The 21,895-nt window shown below is 59.9% G+C and carries 22 protein-coding genes; 6 read left to right on the forward strand and 16 right to left on the reverse strand.

Annotation, left to right across the window (positions count from 1 at the left end; translation table 11 throughout):
* Positions 1 to 2: 2 nt before the first annotated feature.
* Positions 3 to 1,103, reverse strand: coding sequence for an efflux RND transporter periplasmic adaptor subunit (locus PSH76_RS21410; protein ID WP_278916418.1), 1,101 nt, complete (start codon positions 1,101 to 1,103; stop codon positions 3 to 5).
* A 93-nt stretch (positions 1,104 to 1,196) separates the two neighbouring features.
* Here PSH76_RS21410 and PSH76_RS21415 point away from each other — a divergent pair, with 93 nt between their 5' ends.
* Entirely contained in the window at positions 1,197 to 1,859 is a 663-nt protein-coding gene (locus PSH76_RS21415) for a TetR/AcrR family transcriptional regulator (RefSeq protein WP_098949367.1), read from the forward strand.
* A 556-nt stretch (positions 1,860 to 2,415) separates the two neighbouring features.
* Here the strand turns inward: PSH76_RS21415 and PSH76_RS21420 are convergent.
* A complete protein-coding gene (locus PSH76_RS21420; RefSeq protein WP_056790197.1) occupies positions 2,416 to 3,198 on the reverse strand; it encodes a class I SAM-dependent methyltransferase in 783 nt (260 codons plus the stop codon).
* A 96-nt stretch (positions 3,199 to 3,294) separates the two neighbouring features.
* Between PSH76_RS21420 and PSH76_RS21425 the strand changes: the two genes are divergently transcribed.
* Positions 3,295 to 3,915: an energy transducer TonB gene (locus PSH76_RS21425; protein ID WP_305492880.1), complete on the forward strand. Its 621-nt coding sequence runs from the start codon at positions 3,295 to 3,297 to the stop codon at positions 3,913 to 3,915.
* Positions 3,916 to 3,918: 3 nt separating this feature from the next.
* Here the strand turns inward: PSH76_RS21425 and PSH76_RS21430 are convergent, their stop codons facing one another.
* The 6 genes from PSH76_RS21430 to ppc all read right to left on the reverse strand — a co-directional run bounded on the left by PSH76_RS21430 (position 3,919) and on the right by ppc (position 10,301).
* The gene (locus tag PSH76_RS21430; protein WP_305492881.1) at positions 3,919 to 4,593 is read right to left on the reverse strand and encodes an extensin family protein; all 675 of its coding nucleotides are present in this window, start codon (positions 4,591 to 4,593) and stop codon (positions 3,919 to 3,921) included.
* 34 nt (positions 4,594 to 4,627) lie between these two features.
* Positions 4,628 to 5,488: a DUF72 domain-containing protein gene (locus PSH76_RS21435; protein WP_169918536.1), complete on the reverse strand. Its 861-nt coding sequence runs from the start codon at positions 5,486 to 5,488 to the stop codon at positions 4,628 to 4,630.
* Entirely contained in the window at positions 5,488 to 5,790 is a 303-nt protein-coding gene (locus tag PSH76_RS21440) for a hypothetical protein (protein ID WP_032893222.1), read from the reverse strand. Before PSH76_RS21440 ends, PSH76_RS21435 begins: the two co-directional genes overlap by 1 nt.
* 160 nt (positions 5,791 to 5,950) lie before the next feature.
* On the reverse strand, positions 5,951 to 6,637 hold the full coding sequence (gene tsaB, locus PSH76_RS21445; RefSeq protein ID WP_032893224.1) for a tRNA (adenosine(37)-N6)-threonylcarbamoyltransferase complex dimerization subunit type 1 TsaB: 687 nt from the start codon (positions 6,635 to 6,637) through the stop codon (positions 5,951 to 5,953).
* Positions 6,638 to 6,727: 90 nt separating this feature from the next.
* On the reverse strand, positions 6,728 to 7,375 hold the full coding sequence (gene adk / locus PSH76_RS21450; protein WP_032893225.1) for an adenylate kinase: 648 nt from the start codon (positions 7,373 to 7,375) through the stop codon (positions 6,728 to 6,730).
* A gap of 280 nt (positions 7,376 to 7,655) precedes the next feature.
* A complete protein-coding gene (gene ppc / locus PSH76_RS21455) occupies positions 7,656 to 10,301 on the reverse strand; it encodes a phosphoenolpyruvate carboxylase (RefSeq protein WP_305492882.1) in 2,646 nt (881 codons plus the stop codon).
* A 197-nt stretch (positions 10,302 to 10,498) separates the two neighbouring features.
* Between ppc and PSH76_RS21460 the strand changes: the two genes are divergently transcribed.
* The 3 genes from PSH76_RS21460 (at position 10,499) to PSH76_RS21470 (ending at position 12,394) form a co-directional block, all read left to right on the forward strand.
* A complete protein-coding gene (locus PSH76_RS21460; RefSeq protein WP_120247592.1) occupies positions 10,499 to 10,843 on the forward strand; it encodes a pilin assembly protein in 345 nt (114 codons plus the stop codon).
* A 283-nt stretch (positions 10,844 to 11,126) separates the two neighbouring features.
* Positions 11,127 to 11,552 carry a DUF4398 domain-containing protein gene (locus tag PSH76_RS21465; protein ID WP_003189094.1) on the forward strand — a complete coding sequence of 142 codons (426 nt, stop codon included), beginning with the start codon at positions 11,127 to 11,129 and terminating at the stop codon, positions 11,550 to 11,552.
* A 56-nt stretch (positions 11,553 to 11,608) separates the two neighbouring features.
* Positions 11,609 to 12,394 (forward strand): OmpA family protein, encoded by a 786-nt coding sequence (locus PSH76_RS21470; protein WP_003189093.1) that lies wholly within the window; start codon positions 11,609 to 11,611, stop codon positions 12,392 to 12,394.
* Positions 12,395 to 12,469: 75 nt separating this feature from the next.
* On the opposite strand, the gene PSH76_RS21475 is transcribed toward PSH76_RS21470, so the two are convergent.
* Positions 12,470 to 12,847: a hypothetical protein gene (locus PSH76_RS21475; RefSeq protein WP_305492883.1), complete on the reverse strand. Its 378-nt coding sequence runs from the start codon at positions 12,845 to 12,847 to the stop codon at positions 12,470 to 12,472.
* Positions 12,848 to 13,038: 191 nt separating this feature from the next.
* Between PSH76_RS21475 and PSH76_RS21480 the strand changes: the two genes are divergently transcribed.
* Positions 13,039 to 13,281 (forward strand): hypothetical protein, encoded by a 243-nt coding sequence (locus PSH76_RS21480; RefSeq protein ID WP_098949374.1) that lies wholly within the window; start codon positions 13,039 to 13,041, stop codon positions 13,279 to 13,281.
* A 1,044-nt stretch (positions 13,282 to 14,325) separates the two neighbouring features.
* Here PSH76_RS21480 and PSH76_RS21485 read toward each other — a convergent pair.
* The 7 genes from PSH76_RS21485 to PSH76_RS21515 all read right to left on the reverse strand — a co-directional run bounded on the left by PSH76_RS21485 (position 14,326) and on the right by PSH76_RS21515 (position 21,867).
* Positions 14,326 to 14,652 (reverse strand): hypothetical protein, encoded by a 327-nt coding sequence (locus PSH76_RS21485; RefSeq protein ID WP_003189087.1) that lies wholly within the window; start codon positions 14,650 to 14,652, stop codon positions 14,326 to 14,328.
* Complete coding sequence (locus PSH76_RS21490; RefSeq protein WP_305492884.1) at positions 14,649 to 15,554, reverse strand: alpha/beta hydrolase; 906 nt, start codon at positions 15,552 to 15,554, stop codon at positions 14,649 to 14,651. The genes PSH76_RS21485 and PSH76_RS21490 overlap by 4 nt, the downstream gene beginning before the upstream one ends.
* A 153-nt stretch (positions 15,555 to 15,707) precedes the next feature.
* On the reverse strand, positions 15,708 to 16,985 hold the full coding sequence (locus tag PSH76_RS21495) for a flavohemoglobin expression-modulating QEGLA motif protein (RefSeq protein WP_014717201.1): 1,278 nt from the start codon (positions 16,983 to 16,985) through the stop codon (positions 15,708 to 15,710).
* Between the two features lie 52 nt (positions 16,986 to 17,037).
* Positions 17,038 to 17,754 carry a TetR/AcrR family transcriptional regulator gene (locus PSH76_RS21500; protein WP_003189083.1) on the reverse strand — a complete coding sequence of 239 codons (717 nt, stop codon included), beginning with the start codon at positions 17,752 to 17,754 and terminating at the stop codon, positions 17,038 to 17,040.
* Positions 17,755 to 17,898: 144 nt separating this feature from the next.
* On the reverse strand, positions 17,899 to 19,401 hold the full coding sequence (gene lysS, locus PSH76_RS21505; protein ID WP_003189082.1) for a lysine--tRNA ligase: 1,503 nt from the start codon (positions 19,399 to 19,401) through the stop codon (positions 17,899 to 17,901).
* Between the two features lie 80 nt (positions 19,402 to 19,481).
* Positions 19,482 to 20,577, reverse strand: a protein-coding gene (gene prfB, locus PSH76_RS21510) for a peptide chain release factor 2 (RefSeq protein ID WP_096001736.1) whose coding sequence is annotated in 2 segments (ribosomal slippage) — positions 19,482 to 20,504 and positions 20,506 to 20,577 — 1,095 coding nt in all. Because the reading frame shifts where the segments join, the coding sequence is not laid out codon by codon here.
* A gap of 288 nt (positions 20,578 to 20,865) precedes the next feature.
* Positions 20,866 to 21,867 (reverse strand): PleD family two-component system response regulator, encoded by a 1,002-nt coding sequence (locus tag PSH76_RS21515; RefSeq protein ID WP_014717198.1) that lies wholly within the window; start codon positions 21,865 to 21,867, stop codon positions 20,866 to 20,868.
* Positions 21,868 to 21,895 lie beyond the last annotated feature (28 nt).

A 21,895-nucleotide genomic window follows, 5' to 3' on the forward strand; every position in this document is an offset into this window, starting at 1 on the left:
GACTACTCCTTGGCCGCCAGATTCACTACACGGTTGGAGCGATCCACCGGGCGCACTGGCTGGCCCTCATGGAGCACATGCACGCCTGCGGCCACCACCCAATCGGTGGCGGCCAAGCCTTCGAGTACCGGCACGGTGTTTTCGCCAAACGCGCCAATGCGTACAGGGGTGCGTTCAAGGGTGTTGTCCGGTTTTACACGCCAAACGTAGGACGCACCGTTCTCGGCACTCAGGGCAGACAGCGGTACCGATAGGGGAATGACACCCTCGGCCTGGATGAAAACCCGTGCGCTTTGGCCCAGTTCGGCGGGCACTTTGCCGCCGGTGAAGGCCACGCGCGCGGCGAAGGTGCGAGACTTGGGGTCGGCGGCAGGAGACAGTTCACGAATGCGCCCGGCGAAGCGTTGCTCTGGCTGGCTCCACAACTCCACCGACACCGGCTGGCCGATCTTGAAGCGGCCAAAGCCCTGCTCGGGCAGGCTGATCAAGACTTCACGCTCGCCATCGGTGGCCAGGGTGAACACGGTCTGGCCAGCGGAGACCACTTGCCCCACCTCGACGGCACGCTTGGCGACCACACCGTCCTGAGGCGCGCGCAGCACGGCATAGCCGGCCTGGTTGCTCGACACATCGAACTCGGCCTTGATCTGCTTCAGGCGTGCTTCACCGGCTCGGTAGAGGTTTTCGGAATTGTCGTACTGCGACCGACTGACCATCTGACGATCCATCAAGGTCTTGTAGCGATCCCGCTCCGCACGTACCAGGCTCAGATTGGCCTCGGCGGCGGCCACTTGGGCACGGGTGGCTTCCAATTGCAGGCGCACGTCCTGAGGGTCGAGTTCGGCCAGCGGCTGGTTGGCCTTGACCCGCTCGCCCTCCTCCACCAGGCGCTTGCTGACTTTGCCGCCGATGCGAAAGGCCAGGTCCGGCTCATAACGGGCACGCACCTCACCGGGGTAGCTGTCCATCGCCTGTGCCGAAGGCTGCGGTTGCACCACCATGGCCGGACGTACGGTGGTCTGGGCCGCTTCTTCATGGCCGCAAGCGGCCAACAGGAAGACCAGGCTGACAGGCAAAGCAAGGGGCAGGAAAGCGCTGCGCATGCTGAAGGACCTTTCGCAAATAGAGCTTGGAATAATTATACTGGCCGGTATGTTATTAATACCAAACTCACCAGTCCAGTATTAAAGGTGAAAATGTCCGACAATCCTCTGAACACCGCAAGCCCCGGGCGTCCCAAGGACATGGCAAAACGCCAGGCAATCCTCGAATCGGCAAAATCGCTGTTCTTGGGCAAGGGCTATGCAAACACCAGCATGGACGCCGTCGCCCTGGCGGCCGGCGTATCAAAACTCACGGTCTACAGCCACTTCACCGACAAGGAGACGCTGTTCACCGCTGCGGTGGTGGCCAAATGCGAAGAGCAATTGCCGGTGATGTACTTCGAACTCCCCGAAGGCATGCCCGTCGAGACGGTGCTACTCAACATCGCCCGCGGCTTTCATCGACTGATCAACAGCGAAGAGTCGGTAAACCTGCATCGCCTGATGATGACCACCGGCAATCAGGACGTGAAACTCTCCCAGATCTTCTTCAACGCCGGCCCCATGCGCATGCTGCAAGGCATGGAGCGCCTGCTCGGCAAGATTCACCAGAGCGGCGCTCTGAGCATCGACACACCGCTGAAGGCCGCCGAACACTTCTTTTGCCTGCTCAAAGGCACGGCGAACTTTCGCTTGTTGTACGGGTGTGGCGGGCAATTGAGTGCGCAAGAGGCCGAAGAGCATGTGCAGGACGTGGTGAGGTTGTTTATGCGGGCCTATCGACACAACAGCGTTGGCGGTAGCGACCTACGGTAACCACGATGCGAAGCGAGCCGCCCTTGATCTTGCTCTTGATCTGCTTGTGATCTTGATCTCAGGCGCCCCGTTAAACCACGCTGGCCGAACGCAGGCTTGAATTCGTGGGTAACCCGGCAGGACGCCGGGTTAGCCGCCCCGCGCCATGGATGGCGCGTGGCGGCGGCCCACGGATTCAAGCCTGCGTTCGGGCACACCGAGCCCAAGCGAGGTGCCGAGTGGTGGGGCAAGAGCGTTTTGCTTACTTTTGCGCTTTTCAAAAGTGAGCCGCCGTCAGGGCGGAACCCTAAGTAGCCGTTACCGCAGCAATGGATATGTACACAATCCAACTGTATTGACTGCCAGGCCGCCTTCGCGAGCAAGCCCGCTCCCACAATTTGATTGCGGGGCGTCAGGTAGATAGGTGCCGGCTGGCAGGCCGTCATCGCAGGCAAGCCAGCTCCCACATTTGGATTGTGGGGTGTCAGGTAGATAGGTGTCGGCTGGCAGGCCGTCATCGCAGGCACGCCAGCTCCACAATTGGATCTCGCCGCACCCGCAAGATGAATACTGCCGCTTACGCCTTAAGCGCCTTCTTGGGATAAATATCGTAGCGGCTGGACTTGCCATCCAACGCATGACTCGGCTTCGGCCCCTCAATACAGGGTGCCTTGCGCGGCCGCTTGACCACCACACGATGGCTGGCCAGCGCCAGAGCCGCCGCGAGCAACGCCGGTGCATCCGGATCATCCCCTACCAACGGCCGAAACAGGCGCATCTCCTTCTTCACCAGCGCAGTTTTCTCACGGTGCGGAAACATCGGGTCCAGGTAGATCACCTGGGGCGGCTCCCCCTGCCAATTGAGCATCACGTCGATGGAGTTACCCTTGAGCAACTTCATGCGCGCCACAATCGGCGCCACCTCAAAATCCTCGGCAGCGCGGGCCAGGCCATCTTCGAGCAAGGCGCCGATCAACGGCTGGCGCTCGATCAGGCTCATCTCACACCCCAGGCTAGCCAGCACGAACGCGTCCTTGCCCAACCCGGCCGTGGCGTCCAGCACCCGTGGGCGCACGCCCTGGGCGATGCCCACCGCCTTGGCGATCATCTGCCCGCTGCCGCCGCCATACAACCGCCGATGCGCCGCGCCGCCTTCGACAAAGTCGACCCGCACCGGCCCCGGCGCATCGGGCCCAAGCTGTTGCAACTGCAAACCGTGCTCCCCCACTTGCAGGGAAAAATCCGCATCGGCCACCTGCAGAGGCAACCCCAGCAGCGAAGCCCACTGTTCAGCGCGGGCCTGGAAGCTGTCAGCCAAGGCTTGGACCTGGATGCGGCTGGCCGCTGGTTGTTCGTTCATCAATCGCCACGCTCAAAAATATTAAGGATCGGCAAACAACGGCCGATAAAAATCACAGTCAGGTATTTTGCCAGAGCTGAGCGTCGACCGAGAAAAATGTCAGACATTCTTCCCCTTTCCATCGGTGTACTGCCGACCCACAACCATTACGGCCTGCGCAATACCCAAGCGCTGGCCGGGGTGAGTCATGTGTGGCAGGACTTCTTCGCCCGTGCGTTGGCCGAACAGCTGGGTGAAACGCCAGACGCGCTCGCCGCCAAGGCGCCTGCCCCGGCAGACCCGGCGGTAGAACCCCGCGAAGGCGCCGACCTGCTGGCGCAGATTCTCACCCAGCGTGAGTGCGATGTGAAAGACACCGAGATCGCGCCGCCGGAGCCTTTGTTCCTGCCGATTGCCGAGTTCGAAACCGAGCTACTGCCACCGGCCGCCACGCCGTTCCCGGAAGAAGAAATAGTCGCCCAGCAACGCCAGCAAGCGTTTGAGAGCGAGTGGGTGCGCCCCGTTGTGCTGAACGCCGGCCAACCGCTACCCGAGCCAGGCCCGGCGCCACAGCCACGCCCACTGCACCTGCCGATTGCCGAGTTCGAACTGGACCTGCTGCCACCGGCCGCCACGCCGTACCTTGAAGAAGAACTGCTTGCGCAGCAAAAGGCCTTGGATTTCGATTACTACTGGGCGCGCCCGCTGGTGACCCACAACCTGCGCCTGGCCGCCTGAGCCTTAGCGACACACCCACCAACGCCCCATGTCCAGATGGAAATGGTTGCGATGGGCGGCGTTGTAGTCCGGGCTCAACACCACGTTGAAATCATCACAGGCGCCATCGCGTACCAAGCGCAGGAAACGCGCGCTGTCGCCCTGCCCTGGCCAATCCTTGAGCACGCTGATGCTGCGCCCATCCGCCAGGCGAAAACCGGCGATATCCAGGGCATTGGCCGAGGCGTGCTGGCTGAGCCTTGCGTCGGCGCGATTGTAGATATTACGGCAGGCAAAACTGCCCAAATGCTCGACGCGGCTTACCGCTTGGCCAAACACGGCCTGGGCCGCCGGTTGCAGGCTGTGGCGCTCGAACAACGCGAACGCCACCGCCAGCGGGCAACTGGCGAGAAAGTTGCTGCTCAACGCCACGTCAGCGCCCTGCACACGCAGGACATTGCGCAAGGGGCACGCTGCATCCGCCGCTGTATCAGCCTGGCGACTCACGCGCAAACCGGAGGTGTTCAGTACCTGGTCACACAACGCCGGATCGTCCTGCAAGCGACTGAGCTTGTAGCGCGTCAACAGGTTGGGGCTCGCTCGCACATCCAAAGGCGCCCAGGGGTTCCACTCAGCCGGCATCGGCACCCAACCGCGCCAGACAGCCAGCGCAACGGCGCCCATCAACAACAGCAACATACTCAACGCCTTGACCACACCCACGGCTCAATCCTCAAAGTAGCCCGAGCTGCTCCGCCACGGGTTCTCGATGCAAGGTGGGCAGCGGCGGTAAACCTGGAAGGCGCACCATCAGCTTGGCGTGGAAACGCAGCGCCAGCTGTGCCGCCAGACGGTTGTCCGACGTGTGCAGGAACATGTAGGGCGTGCGGCCTTCTTCAATCCAACTGGCGATCTTTTCCACCCATGGAATCAGGAACGGGTCATTGGCCTCAAGGTCCGGATGCCCGATGAAGCGCACCTGGGGAAACTGCGTCAATGCCGCTGGGCGCGGTGGCACCCGGGGCTTTTTGGACTGGGCATGCAGCACCGCCTCCGAAGTAGAGGTACAGCTGAACAGGGCACGCGGATCGAGGCAGATGCGCTCGACACCGCGATCGCGCAACAGGCGGTTGAGCCTGCGCTCAGCATCACCCTTGGCGAAGAACTGTTCATGACGCACTTCCACAGCCAGCGGCCGATCGATGCCATCGAGAAATCCAGCCAGCTCCGCCAAGCGTGGCGGCGTAAAGCCCTTTGAGAGTTGCAACCACAGCGGTGAAACGCGCTCACCCAAAGGGCTCATCAAGCCGACAAAGCTTTCTGCCGCCGGCAACTGCTCACGCAAATCGCCAGCATGACTGATATCGCCGGGGAATTTGGCGGTGAAGCGAAAATCATCAGGCATGATTTCGGCCCAGCGCTGCACAGTGGCGGCCGAGGGGCGAGCGTAAAAAGTGGTATTGCCTTCAACGGCGTTGAAGACCTGGGAATAGAGCCCGAGGTAATCGTTGGAACGTGCATCAACCGGATACAGGTACTCGCGCCAGGCGTTTTCACTCCAGGACGGGCAGCCGATGTAATAAGGCAAACGCATCAGATATGGATATCGAGACCCAGCACTTCCATATCCCATTCAACAAAGCCGGCAGTGGTCAGGTAGCTGGCCAAGGCGGTGGCAACGCTTTTGCTCATGGAACGGGGAAAGACCATGTCTTGCTGACGGGCAGGAACGCCGCTGATGCGTGCGCTCGCGGCGCCTTGCGCTTTGGAAGGCGTATCGGTGTGTACTTCGATGAAGTCCGGTGAATCCTCGACGGATTCGTCTACCGTCACGCTCGCCTTGCGCGGCTTACGCTTGAGGGGGTAGGACTGTGAGGAAAAACCGTCTATACGCATACATGCAGACTCGGTATCAATGATGGCAATTTAGCGGCACTTTCCATGGCGCGCAAATGCTCTGGTGATAACTAGAACACATAATTTGTAAAAGGTTTAAAAACCCAGGCAAATTCTGACGATTGGCGAAATTTGCCGCGCAATGCCCACATTTCTGGCGTCAAATAATCCCGCGTTCGGCCTTGGTCTGCGCGACTTTATCGCGCAGGTACACCGGTGCCGCCTGGTCCGCTGCAACTGCCTCGCCGCGCTCGAAGGCGAAACGTGCCAACGCCAGCAGGTCTTCGGCGTGGGGCAACATCGCCGCATCCTGCTCGGCACACGTCACCTTGATGCGTTCGCCATAACCCCAGCCTGTGCCGGCACCGAACCAATCGCCGCTGGCGTCAGCGGGCAGTTGCGCCGCTTCGGGGGCCAGCACTGCTTCCGTACCGACCAGGCGCATTTCGCCTGCGGTCTCACGGTAGCAACCCCAGTAAACCTCATCCATGCGCGCATCAATCGCCGCTGCCACTTGCGACGCACCGTGCTCACGCAACGCACGCTGGGCCAGCACCGCCAGGTTGGACACCGGCAATACCGGGCGCTCCAGGGCAAAGGCCAGGCCCTGCACCACGCCAATGGCGATGCGCACGCCGGTGAATGCACCGGGGCCACGGCCGAACGCGATGGCGTCCACGGCCGCCAGGGTGGTACCGGCGTCTTCAAGCAGTTGCTTGATCATCGGCAACAACTTCTGCGCGTGCAGGCGCGGGATCACCTCGTAGTGGCTCGTAACCTTGCCATCGTGCAGCAAGGCAACGGAGCAAGCTTCAGTCGCGGTGTCCAGGGCCAGCAGGGTGCTCATCGGTGTGGGTGTCCAAGTCGGAAAAAAGTGCGCCAGTATAAACAACAACGGCCCGCAAGCGGGCCGTTGTCTGTGCCGCCGATCACAGGATCAGCTCAGTGCTTGCAGCACCTTGGCGGTGATGGCCTCAACCGAGCCCACACCTGGGATGTGGCTGTATTTCGGCTTGCCTTGAGCTGCGGACAGCTTCTGGTAGAAGTCCACCAGGGGCTTGGTCTGGGAATGGTAGACCGACAGGCGATGACGCACGGTTTCTTCGGTGTCGTCTTTACGCTGCACCAGGTCTTCACCGGTGACATCGTCCTTGCCCTCGACTTTCGGCGGGTTGTAGACGATGTGGTACACGCGGCCCGAGCCTTCGTGAACGCGACGGCCAGCGATACGCTGAACGATCTCTTCGTCTTCAACTGCGATCTCGACCACGGCGTCCAACTCCACGCCCGCCTTCACCAGGGCTTCAGCCTGGGGAATGGTGCGTGGGAAGCCGTCGAACAGGAAACCGTTCTTGCAGTCGTCCTGGCTGATGCGTTCCTTGACCAGGTTGATGATCAGGTCATCGGAGACCAGGCCGCCGCTGTCCATCACGCTCTTGGCGATCAGGCCCAGCTCGGTGCCAGCCTTGACGGCCGCACGCAGCATGTCGCCGGTGGAGATTTGTGGAATGCCGAATTTTTCAGTGATGAACTTTGCCTGAGTACCTTTACCGGCCCCGGGAGCTCCCAGCAGAATGACGCGCATCGATGTGCTCCTCAATTTTTTATAGAGATGACGCTCGGATTCGCCGCGTGGGGCCAATCTCGTAAAAATGTGGTTCTAGGCCGATCAAACGGCCAAAGGCTGATCAAGATACACAGCGGGCCCTCACCATACAAGCCGCCAAAAGTAGGAGAAACCCGCGCCGCGCATGCGTCAGCGCCGGGGTGTGCCTGAGCGCAACCCACCCCCTCAAACGACGACCGCCCGTTTCCGGGCGGTCGTCGCGGTTTATCCGCAAGCCATTGAGTACACGCAAAAAACCTCAACCGGTGTTGCGCAAACCAGCCGCAATACCGGCCACGGACACCAGCAGCGCCTGTTCCAGAGGGCTGTCTTGGGCAGCCTCCTGCTGACGCGAACGTGCCAGCAACTCGGCCTGCAACAGGTGTAAGGGGTCGAGGTAGGTGTTGCGCAGGCGGATGAACTCCAGGGTGTCGGGGCTATGGGCCAGCAGCTGCGACTGGCCGGTCAGGCCAAGCACCACGGCGCACGCCTGCGACAATAGGTCGCGTAAGTGCGCACCCAATGCCAGCAGGTCCGGCTGCACCAGGCGCTCATCATAAAGACGGGCGATATCGGCATCGGCCTTGGCCAGCACCATTTCCAGCATGTCGATGCGCGTGCGAAAGAACGGCCACTGCTCGCGCATCTGCCCCAGCAATTGACCTTCACCGCGCTCCAGCGCCTTGCTCAGTGCCGCTTCCCAGCCTAGCCAGGCGGGCAGCATCAGGCGTGTCTGGGTCCAGCCAAAGATCCACGGGATGGCGCGCAAGCTCTCAATCCCGCCCGCACGACGCTTGGCCGGGCGGCTGCCCAAAGGCAAACGGCCCAACTCCTGCTCCGGCGTGGACTGGCGGAAGTATTCGACGAACTGCGGATTTTCCCGCACCACGGCGCGGTAAGCGCTGACACCGTCTGCCGCCAATTCGTCCATCAGATGCCGCCAGGCAGGCTCGGGAGGCGGCGGCGGCAACAAGGTCGCTTCCAGTACCGCAGCCAGGTAGAGATTGAGGTTCTGCTCGGCGATATCCGGCAGGCCGAATTTGAAGCGAATCATCTCTCCCTGTTCAGTGGTACGGAAACGCCCCGCCACCGAGCCCGGCGGCTGCGACAGGATGGCCGCGTGCGCCGGGCCACCGCCGCGACCAACGGTGCCGCCGCGACCGTGAAACAACAACAGCTCCACCTGTTGCTCGCGGCAGATATCCACCAGGCGTTCCTGGGCACGGTACTGCGCCCAGGCGGCGGCCGTGGTGCCGGCGTCCTTGGCCGAGTCCGAGTAGCCAATCATCACTTCCTGCGGGCCCTGCAAGCGCGCGCGGTAACCCGGCAGTTGCAGCAGGCGTTCCATCACTGGCCCTGCGTTATCCAGGTCGGCCAGGGTCTCGAACAGCGGCACTACGCGCATCGGCCGTTGTACGCCCGACTCTTTCAACAGTAGTTGCACTGCCAGCACATCCGACGCAGCGCCGGCCATGGAGATGACATACGACCCTAGTGATGCGGCCGGTGCGGCGGCGATTTCCTTGCAGGTATTGAGCACCTCGGCAGTGTCCGCCGACGGCTGGAAGTAACCCGGCAGCAACGGCCGACGATTGGTCAGTTCCTGGGTCAGGAAGCTGATGCGCGCCTCTTCATCCCAGTCCTCATAACGCCCCAGGCCCAGGTAATCGGTGATTTCGGTCATGGCCGCCGAGTGACGGCTGGAGTCCTGGCGCACGTCCAGGCGCACCAGGAACAGGCCGAACGTCACGGCACGGCGCAGGCAGTCGAGCAGCGGGCCATCGGCGATCACGCCCATGCCGCATTCGTGCAGCGACTGGTAGCACAGCTGCAGTGGGTCGAGCAGGTCGCGGTTGTTCTGCAACACCTCAGCCGGCGCCGGGGTGGTGCTGGTCAACGAGGTGTGGGCCCACTGACGCGTGGCGCGCAGGCGTTCACGCAGTTGCTTGAGCAAGGCACGATAGGGCTCGACGCTGTCGCCGACTTTGGCGTGCAGCGCCGGGCTGGCCTGTTGCATCGACAGCTCGGAAGCCAGCTGATCAATGTCGCGCAGATACAGATCCGCCGCCATCCAGCGCGCCAGCAACAGCACTTCGCGAGTGACCGGCGCGGTAACGTTCGGGTTGCCGTCACGGTCGCCGCCCATCCACGAAGCAAAGCGAATCGGCGCAGCCTCCAAGGGCAGGCGCAAGCCGGTGGCGGCGTGCAGGGCCTGGTCGGCCTTGCGCAGGTAATTGGGGATGGCGTGCCACAGCGAATGCTCGATCACCGCAAAGCCCCATTTGGCTTCATCCACGGGCGTGGGGCGCACGCGGCGGATTTCTTCGGTGTGCCAGGCTTCGGCGATCAAGCGTTGCAAGCGCTCGCGAATCTGCTCGCGCTCGGCGGTGGTGAGGTCACGGTGATCCTGCAAGGCCAGTTGCGCGGCAATGGCGTCGTACTTTTGGATCAGCGTACGGCGGGCCACTTCGGTGGGGTGGGCGGTAAGCACCAGTTCGATGTCCAGCCGCGCCAACTGCCGGGCCAGGGACTCATTGCTGTGCCCTTCGTTTTGCAGGCGAGCCAGCAATTCTGGCAAGACCCGGGATTCGAACGGCGCAGGTTGCGATTCATCGCGCCGATGAATCAACTGATATTGCTCGGCAATGTTGGCCAGGTTGAGGAATTGGTTGAAGGCCCGGGCCACCGGCAGCAACTCCTGCTCCTGCAACTGGTTGAGGCTGGCGCTCAGCTCATCGCCAGCGGTTTTCTCTGAAACGGCTCCACGGCGGTCGGCCTTGGCGCCTTTGCGGATCTGCTCGATCTTTTCGAGGAAAGCCTCGCCGTACTGCTCTCGAATGGTGTTGCCCAACAGCTCACCCAGCAGGTGAACATCCTCACGCAAGCGTGCATCGATATCACTCATCAGCCAATCTCCAGCCAGAAATCCGGGACGCGCAGGGGGTTCAGAGTGCCGCCGACGTCGGTTTCTGACAAGGCCGAACGCAAACGACTTTAAACCTTGGCGCTTACAGCTAGTCTCAACGTTAAGTCGCCGCGTTATTCACGCAGGCGGCTGGTCACTCATCACCGCCTGCCCTCGCAGGCTTTATTGAGGTAGCCATGAAAATTCGAGAACTGGCCCAGCATTGGGAAGAAACCGCCAAGGGTCGTTTGACCAAGACTGAGTACGCGATTCATCTGGATGTAGAAGCCGCTGCCCGGCTGGCGGCCATTGCCGAGATGTACCCCAAGCGCCACGTTGAAGAACTGCTCGGCGAGCTGATTGGCGCCGCCCTGGAAGAGCTGGAAGCCAGCTTTCCTTACATCCAGGGCCAGCAGGTGATTGCCACCGATGAAGAGGGTGACCCGCTGTATGAAGACGTCGGCCCCACCCCACGTTTTCTCACGTTATCCCGTCGCCACTTGCATGATTTGTCGGCCGCTACTGACGAACAAAAGCACTGATAAACATTTATTGACGTCAATTAAACCCACGTATTCCGGGTCTTTTACAGGCCCGGAAGTACCGCCGCGCGCCGCGAAAGTTCCATTTTTTAAACACTGACCAGTCAGTCAGATATTTTTTTAGGCAAATCGCCATATCCGCTGAACTTTTGAAAAAAGCCTCCGGTCACAGCCAGTAGCCATCACGTGTGGAACGGTCGTTTGAACGGACGCCATGTGCTTTATCGACGGGCCCGAAATCGATACGCCCCGATGGATTTTGATGTTTTTCAGGAGTTATCCAATGGAGTTGAAGACGATGAACACCAGCACTGCCAAATCCTCGTTTAACCATCTGCGCGGGCTCAAATTGGCCGCGCTGGCAATCGGCACCAGCTTCGTTCTGGCTGGCTGCGCCGGCAACCCTCCAACCGAGCAGTACGCCGTGACCCAATCGGCCGTCAACAGCGCAGTCAGCGCCGGCGGCACCGAGTACGCGGCGGTGGAAATGAAGTCGGCCCAGGACAAGCTCAAAGAAGCTGAGATTGCCATGCACGACAAGAACTACGACAAGGCTCGCCAACTGGCTGAACAAGCCGAGTGGGATGCCCGCGTCGCTGAGCGTAAAGCCCAGGCTGCCAAGGCTCAACAGGCTGTGAAGGACTCCCAGAAGGCTGTTGACGAACTGCGTAAAGAAGGCATGCGCCCAGCTGCAATCATGCAGAAGTAAGCCGCAGCCTCTTGACTGCATCGCACCTGATATCGAATTGAAAGGACGACACGACTATGCGTAAACAATTGATGATCCCTGCCCTGCTGGCGATGAGCGTTGCCTTGGCGGCCTGCTCCACCCCGCCTAACGCGAACCTGGAAAATGCGCGGACCAATTTCTCGTCCCTGCAAACCAACCCGCAAGCCACCAAGCTGGCCGCGCTGGAAACCAAAGACGCCAGCGACTGGCTGGACAAGGCTGACAAGGCCTACCGCGACAAGGAAGACGAGAAGAAAGTCGACCAACTGGCCTACCTGACCAACCAGCGCGTTGAAGTGGCCAAGGACACCATCGTTCTGCGCGAATCCGAAGCCAAGCTGAAAAACGCCGGTGACGAACGTGCCCGCGCCCTGCTGGATGCCCGTGATGCGCAAATCAAGCAACTGCAAAACAGCTTGAACGCCAAGCAAACCGATCGCGGTACCCTGGTGACTTTCGGTGATGTGCTGTTCGCCACCAACAAGTCCGACCTGAAATCCAGCGGCCTGGTGAACATCACCAAGCTGGCTCAGTTCCTGCGCGATAACCCAGACCGTAAAGTGATCGTCGAAGGCTACACCGACAGCACCGGTTCGGACTCGTACAACCAGAGCCTGTCTGAGCGTCGCGCCGCTTCCGTTCAACGTGCACTGGCTCAGCAAGGCGTGGATATCTCGCGCATCGTGACCCAGGGTTATGGCAAGGAATATCCGGTTGCCGATAACGGCAGCGTTTCCGGCCGCGCCATGAACCGCCGCGTTGAAGTGACCATCTCCAACGACAACCAGCCGGTCAAGCCACGGTCTTCCGTCGCTAACTGATCAATAGCCTGGTAAAAAGCCCCGCCTTATTAGGCGGGGCTTTTTCGTTACGGTCCATGAACGCGTGTTCAGGCTTTAGTCATTGAAGTATCTGAAGGTGCTGCGGTTGCCATTCTGGCCAGAGTTAATGTAACGGCTGGAATCGCCCGAGTTGCCGTTATTTCCGTAGTTGCCATAGTTACCGTAACTGTCGTGATTACTATAGCCTTCAAAGTGGCGGTAGTTACCCGGCACCCCCATCATGTCATTGCCGTTGTGCCCATGATTTTCATAGTGACTGCACTGGCCGCTATTACCGTTATTGCCATAGTTACCATAATTGCCGTTATTGCCATTACTGCCGCCACTCCCCCACACTCGCTGACCTGGTGTGGCATGGCGAGGTTGCTCTTCAGCATAACGTGGATGCCAGGCAACATACTGTGCAGGTCGCGAACCAAATAGATGAGTCATTTTATCTTCCCTGTCAAACTGAAATAAGAGTGTGTGGATTTACGACACCTAAGCTGCGTGCTGCCTGGTGTGTCGCCCATTTAATTGGGGAATCGCTGCGAGCAGTTCCACTACTAAAACTCTAAAAACCACGTCAAAATATGCGCGGCGACGCAGTCGCATTGCTTGTTTCAACCTTGAAGACGCCGAGCATGGCCACTGCCGACCAGCCTATGCCCGGAGGGCAATTGACGATTGCCGTTACTGCCGTGATTGGAATAGCCACTGTGGCTTCCGCTATTACCGTTATTGCCGTAATTGGCGAAGTTACCGTCATTCATGCTGTTATTACCGTTATTGATATGCACACCCACTTGCGCCGACTTTACACCTCCGACCGTCACATAATTAGTATTGAATACATAGGTCACGTAGTTGATCGTAGGCGGCTGTGAAGTTGACGGCTGAGTACGGGGTGGCGGCCCCATGTAGCGAACGGTTCCACGATTCAAAGGTTGAGTACCGGCATAGTTTGGACGCCGACTCGATTGATAGCTATTGTAGTTATAGGTTTTACCCACTTGAGGGTATCGCCAACCCATACGCTGCCCCGTGACAGCGTTCCATGTATTGGACATGACCCCCATGGTATTCACGAGCGCTGTATTGACAAATGAATCTAACCTCATTCCTTGACTCCAAATGATTTTCCCACATGCCCAGGTTTAAACTCCTGGCAGCTATAGAGTGGTCGCCTACTTCTATCAGTTCCCAACGGTATAATCCTGATAACAAGTAGGGGCTCGCCTGTTGGTATCCCAAGCAGGTCGCCTATCGTTGATGGATAAAATTGAAACGAAAAAAAACCACCGGAAACGGTGGTTTTTTTGACTAGGGAAACTTGATCTTGCGATCAGTATCTTCATCCGGCGGCGTTATCTTTTTGTTATGACGGGAGGAATCAGTTGAGCAACCTGCCAACTGATTACGCGCCTGTTCTTGCGCATCCGCCCGCTCCAACGCCTGATGCGCCCTGACCATAGCCAGCATATTGCATATCGCATCAATTCTTATCACTGCCTTCCCGCCCCCACTTCGCGTAATTACATTGCCCTTTGTGGCATTAGACGCAATTGGGTTCCAAACAATTTCGTTACGAGATCCTGGCTCGTCGATGATGTCTGTAGGGCCGCTGATATGAAAAACCGCCGCTAAAAGGCGGGCTCTGGGAGGGATGCCGATCAGTAGTTGATCGAGCCTTGACTCTCTGCGCCGCCAATCTGAATTTGGCCTTGGCCCGATGCGCCACCTTCACCACCTTGCGCACCTTGGGCCGCCTGTTTTTCTGCCAGCCGCTTCTGCAGTTTTTCGAGACGCTCATCCCCGCCAGCGCCTTGGGAGCCACCGGAGCCTTGAGCGCCTCCAGCCCCCTGGAAACCACCGGAGGCACCCGAACCGGGAACTCAACGGTATGTTTCATACCACGCAAAAAACCAGGCTCACTGTTGCAACTGCGGGGTTTCCTGGCCCATGCAACGCACGGCCTGCTTCTTATTGTTCACCAGCACGCCGCTCAAGCCTTTCTGTTCGGTATCAAACATCACCAACACGCCGTCAACGCACTGCGCCACTTGCGCCGCCGGGGTCAGGGAGACCTTGTAATCCTCACCCGGCACGGTCTTGAGCATGGTGAAGTCGCTGAGCAGCAACGCATCTTCCGGCTTGGCGAAGTGCAGGTAGCCGTAATACCACAGGCAGCCAACGGTACCGATGATGGTGCCGATGCCGGTGAGAATCAGCGGGATCATGTTGCGTTCTTCGCTCATTGCGGGCTCTCTGATGAATCAACTTTAGGAATAGGGTAATTCGGAATTTCGCCCAGGCGGCGCAAGCCGTTGAAGTGCTGCGGGTCGTCCAGATAACGCAGCATCACGGTCTGCCAGGTTTTGTCGGCAAAAGTCTGCACATGGCCGCCACGGGTCAGTTGCAACACCCTGGGCGGCGGTGCGGCCTGATACAGGCGGATGCCATTGGCCACCGGCACGATGGGATCATCCAGGCTGTGGAACAGCAGCTTGGGCACGCCGGTCACGCGGGGCATGGCATTGATCGCACTGTCGGCGTCCGGCACCAGCCACGACAGCGGCACCTGCAACGGCCAGGTTAACCAGGAAGTGCTCAAGGCGAATTGTCCTACGTCACGATAACTGGCTGGCACGCCGTCCAGTACCAGAGCTTTGAGTTGGGCTTGACGCTCCGGGTGGGCTGCCAGGTAATGCACCGCCAGTGCACCGCCCAGGCTTTGCCCGAGAACAATCAGCGGTTGACCCTGGGTTTCAGGTGCCTTGTCGATCCAGCCGAATGCGGCGTCGATATCTTGGTAGACCGCCGGCAACGATGGCTTGCCTTCCGACAGCCCATAGCCGCGATAGTCCAGCAATAGCACTTGATAGCCCTGTTCCGGCAACCACCAACTGCCCCCCAGGTGCCAGGCGAGGTTACCGCCGTTGCCGTGCAAATGCAGGACGGTGCCCTTGAGCGGTACACCGGCTTTGGCTGGCAGCCACCAGGCGTGCAGTTTCACCCCGTCTGCGGTGGTGAGCGTGACGTCGCGGTATTGCAGGTGGGCTTTTTCCGGGGTGAATGGCAGGCCGGGCTCGGGGTAGAACAGCAAGGCGCTGCAGCCGTTCAATGTGAGTAGCAGGCATAAAATGCCGAGGATTCTCATCCGTTGAAGCCTCGCGAAAGTTCTGAAGACCCATAGAGATCAAATGTGGGAGCTGGCTTGCCTGCGATAGCGGTCTATCAGTTGAATGAGTGCTGGCTGACTCACCGCTATCGCAGGCAAGCCAGCTCCCACATTTTGATTCGGTTTCGTCAGTTAAAGGATATTGGAGTAATCCGCTTCGATCCGGTCCAGGCTCAAGTGGTTGAGGAAGTTGGAGAAGCACATCCAGGCCGCCAGCGCGTTCATGTCGCGAAACTGCTCCGGCAAATACTTGGGCGGCACCACCAGGCCTTCGTCGACCAATTGGCGCAGGGTACGCATGTCTTCAAGGGTGGTCTTGCCGCAGAACAGCAGCGGCACCTGTTCCAGCTTGCCTTTGCGTACGGCGAGCTGAATGTAGTTGTAGACCATGATAAAGCCCTTGAGGTAGGACAAATCCTTGGTAAATGGCAGACCGGTGGGCACCGAACCCCGGAATACCCGGCTGGCATTCCCATAGCTTTCAGCCATTTCAAAGCCTTGCTCGCGGAAGAACTCGAACACCTGCAGGAAGTCGGCCCCCTCCTCCACCATATGGATGGCGCGTGTCCGGTTGGTGAGTTTGCGCAAGCGGCTGGGGTAGGAGGCAAACGTGATGATTTCCATCAGGATCGCCAGGCCTTCCTGGGTAACGGTGGACGACGGCGGGCCCTTGGACAGGAACGTGCAGATCGGCTGGTTCTGGCCGTTGAGGGTGGTGCCCACATGCACCAGGCCTTCATGCACTTCCAGGGCGCGCACGTCGCGGTCGTTGAACATCGCGTCGGCGCGGATCTTGATGTAGTCGGCGCCCGCCGCCGCGTCGGCGACGATGCCGTCGGACTCGAATACGCGGATGGTTTCTTCCGCCTCGCCAAACACCTTGTTCAGGCGGGTTTGCAGCAGGCTGACCGCATCTTTGGCGGTGAGGGTCTTGGCTTCGTCCTTGAGGTCGCCCCGGCCGTCGATGTTGTTCAGGTAGTCGGAGAGCATCAGGCCAAGGTCGGCCAGGGTCGGGTCACCGGCGTGGAACGCATCGGAGGCGGCGCCGTACAGCTCCTGGGAAATCAGGCCGAAGTCCTCGGTGCCGCGCGCTTCAAGCATGCGCACCACCATGCGGTATTCGCGGCACATGCGCCGCATGATCTGCCCCACCGGACTGAATTGCCCAAGGCGACGGGTAATGTCGCGCTCGATGTTCTGGAACTCCAGCTTCACCGCACTGGAATCGAACGACAGCGGCCGGTTCAGGTAGTAATCACGGTCTACGGCAGGCATCGCCTTGCCTTTGGCCTTGAGGAATCCCTGGCGAATGTTCTCGTCCCATTTCACCGCATCGAGGACGCGGATCGGTGTTTGCGCCAGCACAATGCGATCGGACAAGGTGCGTATCGTCTGCTGGTAATCGTCCACCCGGTGCTTCCTCTTTAAACGTTGAACGTTATCAGGCTTTTATCGAACGCTGTCAGACCGAGGCCAATACCAGGTGCATATAGCGCTTGAGGATTTCAAGCATCTCTTCCCCGGTCAGAGGCTCTGCGCCGCCCAACAGGCCCTGATATTCCATCCGACTGATGATAGCCGTCAACACCTTGGCATCCTGCTGCGGCTCACGGGAACCCAATACCTGGAAAAACTGCCCGGTGCCCTGCAACAGGATCTGTTGATGGGAGCGTACCAGCTCGGCCAGGCGTGGGTTGAGCAGGGCTTCCTGGCGAAAGGCCTGTTCGGCCATCAGGTATTCGCGGCGGTTGGTCAGTTGGCGCAGCACATAGTCGGCGGTCAGGCGTGCGATATCATCGGCCAGTTGCGAGCGCGACTCCGGGCTACCGTCGCCATAGGCGACCATCTCGCGTAACAGGCCTTCGTTACGCACCCACAGCTTGCCCATGAATGCGGCGCTGCGTTCCACGTACTGGGCGAAGGTGTCGGTGAGCAGGTCGTCGATGTCTTTGAAGTAATAGGTGGTGGCCGAGAGCGGCACCCCCGCCTCTGCCGCCACTGCCCGGTGACGTACGGCCCGCACGCCATCGCGCACGACGATACGCATGGCCGCATCGAGAATGTCTTGCCGGCGTTGCTCGCTGCCCCGCCGACTGGCCTTGCGGCCCTGGTACTGAACGCTTTCAGCCACGGCAGCAGCAATGCCGGCGGCACCTTCTTGAGCTATTACGCGGTTCACCACACTTCTTCCTTTAGAGGTGACGCGGAGCGTCACAGGGTGCATTCCCACGCAGAGCGTGGGAAATGATCACTGACGAACACCACTTGAACAGGCCACATAAAAAAGCCGCCTTATAAAAGGCGGCTTCGGATTTCGCTACGGTTACGCTTGTGGCCGCATATGCGGGAACAGGATCACGTCGCGGATCGAAGGCGAGTTGGTCAACAACATCACCAGACGATCGATACCGATGCCTTCACCGGCAGTGGGCGGCATGCCGTATTCCAGGGCCCGTACGAAGTCGGCGTCGTAGTGCATGGCTTCGTCGTCACCGGCGTCCTTGTCGGCCACCTGGGCCATGAAACGCTCGGCCTGGTCTTCCGCGTCATTAAGCTCGGAATAGGCGTTGGCGATTTCGCGGCCACCGATGAACAGCTCGAAACGGTCGGTAACGTTCGGGTTGTCGTCGTTGCGACGGGCCAGCGGCGACACTTCGAACGGGTACTGGGTAATGAAGTGCGGCTGCTCCAGCTTGTGCTCCACCAGCTCTTCGAAAATCATCACCTGCAGCTTGCCCAGGCCTTCGAAGCCCAGCACCTTGGCGCCGGCTTTCTTGGCAATGGCACGGGCCTTGTCGATGTCGTTGAGGTCGTCAGCGGTCAGCTCGGGGTTGTACTTGAGGATCGAGTCGAACACCGACAGGCGCACGAAGGGCTCGCCGAAGTGGAACACCTTGTCGCCGTACGGCACGTCAGTGCTGCCCAGCACCAGCTGTGCCAGCTCGCGGAACAGCTCTTCGGTCAGGTCCATGTTGTCTTCGTAGTCGGCGTAGGCCTGGTAGAACTCCAACATGGTGAATTCTGGGTTGTGACGGGTCGAGACGCCTTCGTTACGGAAGTTGCGGTTGATCTCGAACACTTTCTCGAAGCCGCCAACCACCAGGCGCTTGAGGTACAGCTCCGGCGCGATACGCAGGAACATTTCCATGTCCAGCGCGTTGTGGTGGGTTTCGAACGGCTTGGCTGCGGCACCACCGGGGATGGTCTGCAGCATCGGGGTTTCCACTTCCAGGAAGTCACGCTGCATCAGGAAGCTGCGGATGTGGGCAATGACTTGCGAGCGCACGCGGAAGGTCTGGCGCACGTCTTCGTTGACGATCAGGTCAACGTAGCGCTGGCGATAGCGCTGTTCGGTGTCGGTCAGGCCGTGGTGCTTGTCTGGCAGCGGACGCAGGGACTTGGTCAGCAGGCGCACGTTGGTCATCTCGACGTACAGGTCGCCCTTGCCGGAACGGGCCAGGGTGCCTTCGGCGGCGATGATGTCGCCCATGTCCCAGGTTTTCACCGAGGCCAGGGTTTCTTCGGACAGGGTCTTGCGGTTGACGTAGACCTGGATGCGACCGGTCATGTCCTGGATCACCATGAACGAGCCACGGTTGAGCATGATGCGACCTGCCACCTTGACCGGGATCGCAGCCTCTGCCAGTTCTTCCTTGGTCTTGTCCGCGTATTGCTTCTGCAAGGCATCGCAGTAGTTGTCGCGGCGGAAGTCGTTGGGGAAGGCGTTACCCTTGGCGCGCTCGGCAGCAAGCTTTTCCTTGCGCAGGGCGATCAGGGAGTTTTCTTCCTGTTGCAGGGCTTGCGGGTCGAGTTGTTGGTCGCTCATGTCTTTTGAAATTCCATCACAGGTACGTTTTCCCCAGCCTTCGGCTGGGGATCGCGAGCAAGCTCGCTCCTACAGGGGTATTAGAGGCCGGATTTCAGGCTGGCTTCCAGGTATTCGTCGATATCGCCGTCGAGTACCTTGTCGCAGTCGCTGCGTTCGATGTTAGTGCGCAGATCCTTGATCCGCGAGGCATCGAGCACGTACGAACGGATCTGGTGACCCCAGCCGATATCCGACTTGGTGTCTTCCAGCGCCTGGGAAGCGGCGTTGCGCTTCTGCATTTCCTGCTCGTACAACTTGGCCCGCAGCATTTTCATGGCGGTGTCCTTGTTGGCGTGCTGGGAACGTTCGTTCTGGCAGCTGACCACGGTGTTGGTCGGTACGTGGGTAATACGTACGGCCGAGTCAGTGGTGTTTACGTGCTGGCCACCGGCACCGGAGGAACGGTAGGTGTCGATCCGCAGGTCGGCCGGGTTGATCTCGATTTCCACTTTGTCGTCGATCTCTGGCGAGACGAACACCGCAGAGAATGAGGTGTGGCGACGGTTGCCGGAGTCGAACGGGCTCTTGCGCACCAGGCGGTGCACGCCGATCTCGGTGCGCAGCCAGCCAAAGGCGTATTCGCCCTTGATGTGCACGGTCGCGCCCTTGATACCGGCCACTTCACCGGCGGACAGTTCCATGATGGTCGCGTCGAAACCGCGTTTGTCAGCCCAGCGCAGGTACATGCGCAGCAGGATGTTGGCCCAGTCCTGGGCCTCGGTGCCGCCGGAACCGGCCTGGATATCCAGGTAGGCGTTGTTCGGGTCCATTTCATGGCTGAACATGCGGCGGAATTCAAGCTTGGCGAGGTTTTCCTCGAGACGGGCCAGCTCGGCGACGACATCGCCCACTGCGCCTTCGTCGTTTTCTTCGACGGCCATGTCCAGCAGGTCGCGGCAATCACCCAGGCCGGTGTTCAGTTCGTCGAGGGTATCGACGATCTGTGCCAGCGCAGCGCGCTCGCGCCCCAGTTCCTGGGCGTATTCAGGTTTGTTCCAGACACTCGGATCTTCAAGCTCGCGATTGACCTCGGTCAGACGCTCATGCTTTTGATCGTAGTCAAAGATACCCCCGAATAGTTTCGGAGCGCTCGGACAGGTCCTTGATGGTGTTAAGGATCGGGTTGATTTCCATGGCGGGCAGCACTCGTTGGCGAACTTTTGAAAGCCGGCGAGTATAACGGCAAACGGCTGGAAACGGCAGCCCGCTTGGCCGAAAAGGCGGGGGTTTGTACACGATCCCAAGACCGATGAAGATTGAAATGTGGGAGCGGGCTTGCTCGCGAAAGCGCGATACCAGTCACTAAATGCGTTGACTGACCCACGCATTCGCGAGCAAGCCCGCTCCCACAGGGGATCTGCGCTTAACTGACGGGTATTAAGGCTTACCCCTTCCACATTGGGGGTTGGGCGGCGCTGGGGATTACTCGATGCCCACCTGATTACGCCCATTGTTCTTGGCCGTGTACAGCCCCTTGTCCGCCGCCATGATCAACTGCCGGCAATCGGTGCCCTGGACCGGCGTCAACGTCGACAGCCCAATACTGATGGTCAGGCTGGCACCTTCAGCCGGGGCGATGTGCGGGATTTTCAACGCCGCTACCGCCATGCGCAGTTTTTCCGCGACCAGGCGTGCGCCGCCCGGCGAGGTGTTGGGCAGGACCAGCGCGAACTCTTCACCGCCGTAGCGCGCCGGCAAATCCGAAGGGCGGCTGCTGGCTTCACGGATGGTGTTGGCGACTTTACGCAGGGCTTCGTCGCCCTCGACGTGGCCGAAGCTGTCGTTGAAGGTCTTGAAGAAGTCCACGTCGATCATCAGCAACGACAGCTGGGTCTGGTCACGCATGGCGCGGCGCCATTCCAGCTCCAGGTATTCGTCGAAGTGGCGGCGGTTGGAGAGCCCGGTCAGGCCATCGGAATTCATCAGGCGTTGCAGCACCAGGTTGGTGTCCAGCAACTGTTGCTGGCTGACGCGCAACGCGCGGTAGGCTGCGTCGCGCTGCAACAGGGTCATGTAGGAGCGCGAGTGATAGCGGATGCGCGCCACCAGTTCGATGTTGTCCGGCAGCTTGACCAGGTAATCGTTGGCCCCGGCCGCAAAGGCCGCGCTCTTGATCAGCGGGTCCTCTTTGGTGGACAGCACGATGATCGGGATATTCGCGGTGGCCGGGTGATTGCGGTATTCGCGCACCAGGGTCAGGCCGTCCAGGCCCGGCATCACCAGGTCTTGCAGGATCACCGTGGGCTTGATGCGGATCGCCTGGGCAATGGCCTGGTGCGGGTCAGCACAAAAGTGGAAGTCGATGTTCTCTTCATGGGCCAGGCCACGCCGCACGGCTTCACCGATCATGGCCTGGTCGTCGACCAGCAACACCATGGCGGCGTTTTCGTCGGTCTTGAAGTCGTCGAGCTGTAAATCATTCATGTGCAGTCACCTGAATTACTACCTGCAA

It is taken from the genome of Pseudomonas sp. FP215 (genome assembly GCF_030687795.1).
Lineage (GTDB): Bacteria > Pseudomonadota > Gammaproteobacteria > Pseudomonadales > Pseudomonadaceae > Aquipseudomonas > Aquipseudomonas salmasensis.

Coding starts and splice junctions, on each gene's coding strand:
- PSH76_RS21465 (WP_003189094.1), top strand. CDS start 11,127: ATGGAGTTGAAGACGATGAACACCAGCACTGCCAAATCCTCGTTTAAC.
- tsaB (WP_032893224.1), bottom strand. CDS start 6,637: ATGAGCACCCTGCTGGCCCTGGACACCGCGACTGAAGCTTGCTCCGTT.
- PSH76_RS21480 (WP_098949374.1), top strand. CDS start 13,039: ATGGCCACTGCCGACCAGCCTATGCCCGGAGGGCAATTGACGATTGCC.
- PSH76_RS21415 (WP_098949367.1), top strand. CDS start 1,197: ATGTCCGACAATCCTCTGAACACCGCAAGCCCCGGGCGTCCCAAGGAC.
- adk (WP_032893225.1), bottom strand. CDS start 7,375: ATGCGCGTCATTCTGCTGGGAGCTCCCGGGGCCGGTAAAGGTACTCAG.
- PSH76_RS21410 (WP_278916418.1), bottom strand. CDS start 1,103: ATGCGCAGCGCTTTCCTGCCCCTTGCTTTGCCTGTCAGCCTGGTCTTC.
- PSH76_RS21460 (WP_120247592.1), top strand. CDS start 10,499: ATGAAAATTCGAGAACTGGCCCAGCATTGGGAAGAAACCGCCAAGGGT.
- PSH76_RS21485 (WP_003189087.1), bottom strand. CDS start 14,652: ATGAGCGAAGAACGCAACATGATCCCGCTGATTCTCACCGGCATCGGC.
- PSH76_RS21490 (WP_305492884.1), bottom strand. CDS start 15,554: ATGAGAATCCTCGGCATTTTATGCCTGCTACTCACATTGAACGGCTGC.
- PSH76_RS21425 (WP_305492880.1), top strand. CDS start 3,295: ATGTCAGACATTCTTCCCCTTTCCATCGGTGTACTGCCGACCCACAAC.
- PSH76_RS21515 (WP_014717198.1), bottom strand. CDS start 21,867: ATGAATGATTTACAGCTCGACGACTTCAAGACCGACGAAAACGCCGCC.
- PSH76_RS21440 (WP_032893222.1), bottom strand. CDS start 5,790: ATGCGTATAGACGGTTTTTCCTCACAGTCCTACCCCCTCAAGCGTAAG.
- PSH76_RS21430 (WP_305492881.1), bottom strand. CDS start 4,593: ATGTTGCTGTTGTTGATGGGCGCCGTTGCGCTGGCTGTCTGGCGCGGT.
- PSH76_RS21420 (WP_056790197.1), bottom strand. CDS start 3,198: ATGAACGAACAACCAGCGGCCAGCCGCATCCAGGTCCAAGCCTTGGCT.
- lysS (WP_003189082.1), bottom strand. CDS start 19,401: ATGAGCGACCAACAACTCGACCCGCAAGCCCTGCAACAGGAAGAAAAC.
- PSH76_RS21475 (WP_305492883.1), bottom strand. CDS start 12,847: ATGACTCATCTATTTGGTTCGCGACCTGCACAGTATGTTGCCTGGCAT.
- ppc (WP_305492882.1), bottom strand. CDS start 10,301: ATGAGTGATATCGATGCACGCTTGCGTGAGGATGTTCACCTGCTGGGT.
- PSH76_RS21435 (WP_169918536.1), bottom strand. CDS start 5,488: ATGCGTTTGCCTTATTACATCGGCTGCCCGTCCTGGAGTGAAAACGCC.
- PSH76_RS21470 (WP_003189093.1), top strand. CDS start 11,609: ATGCGTAAACAATTGATGATCCCTGCCCTGCTGGCGATGAGCGTTGCC.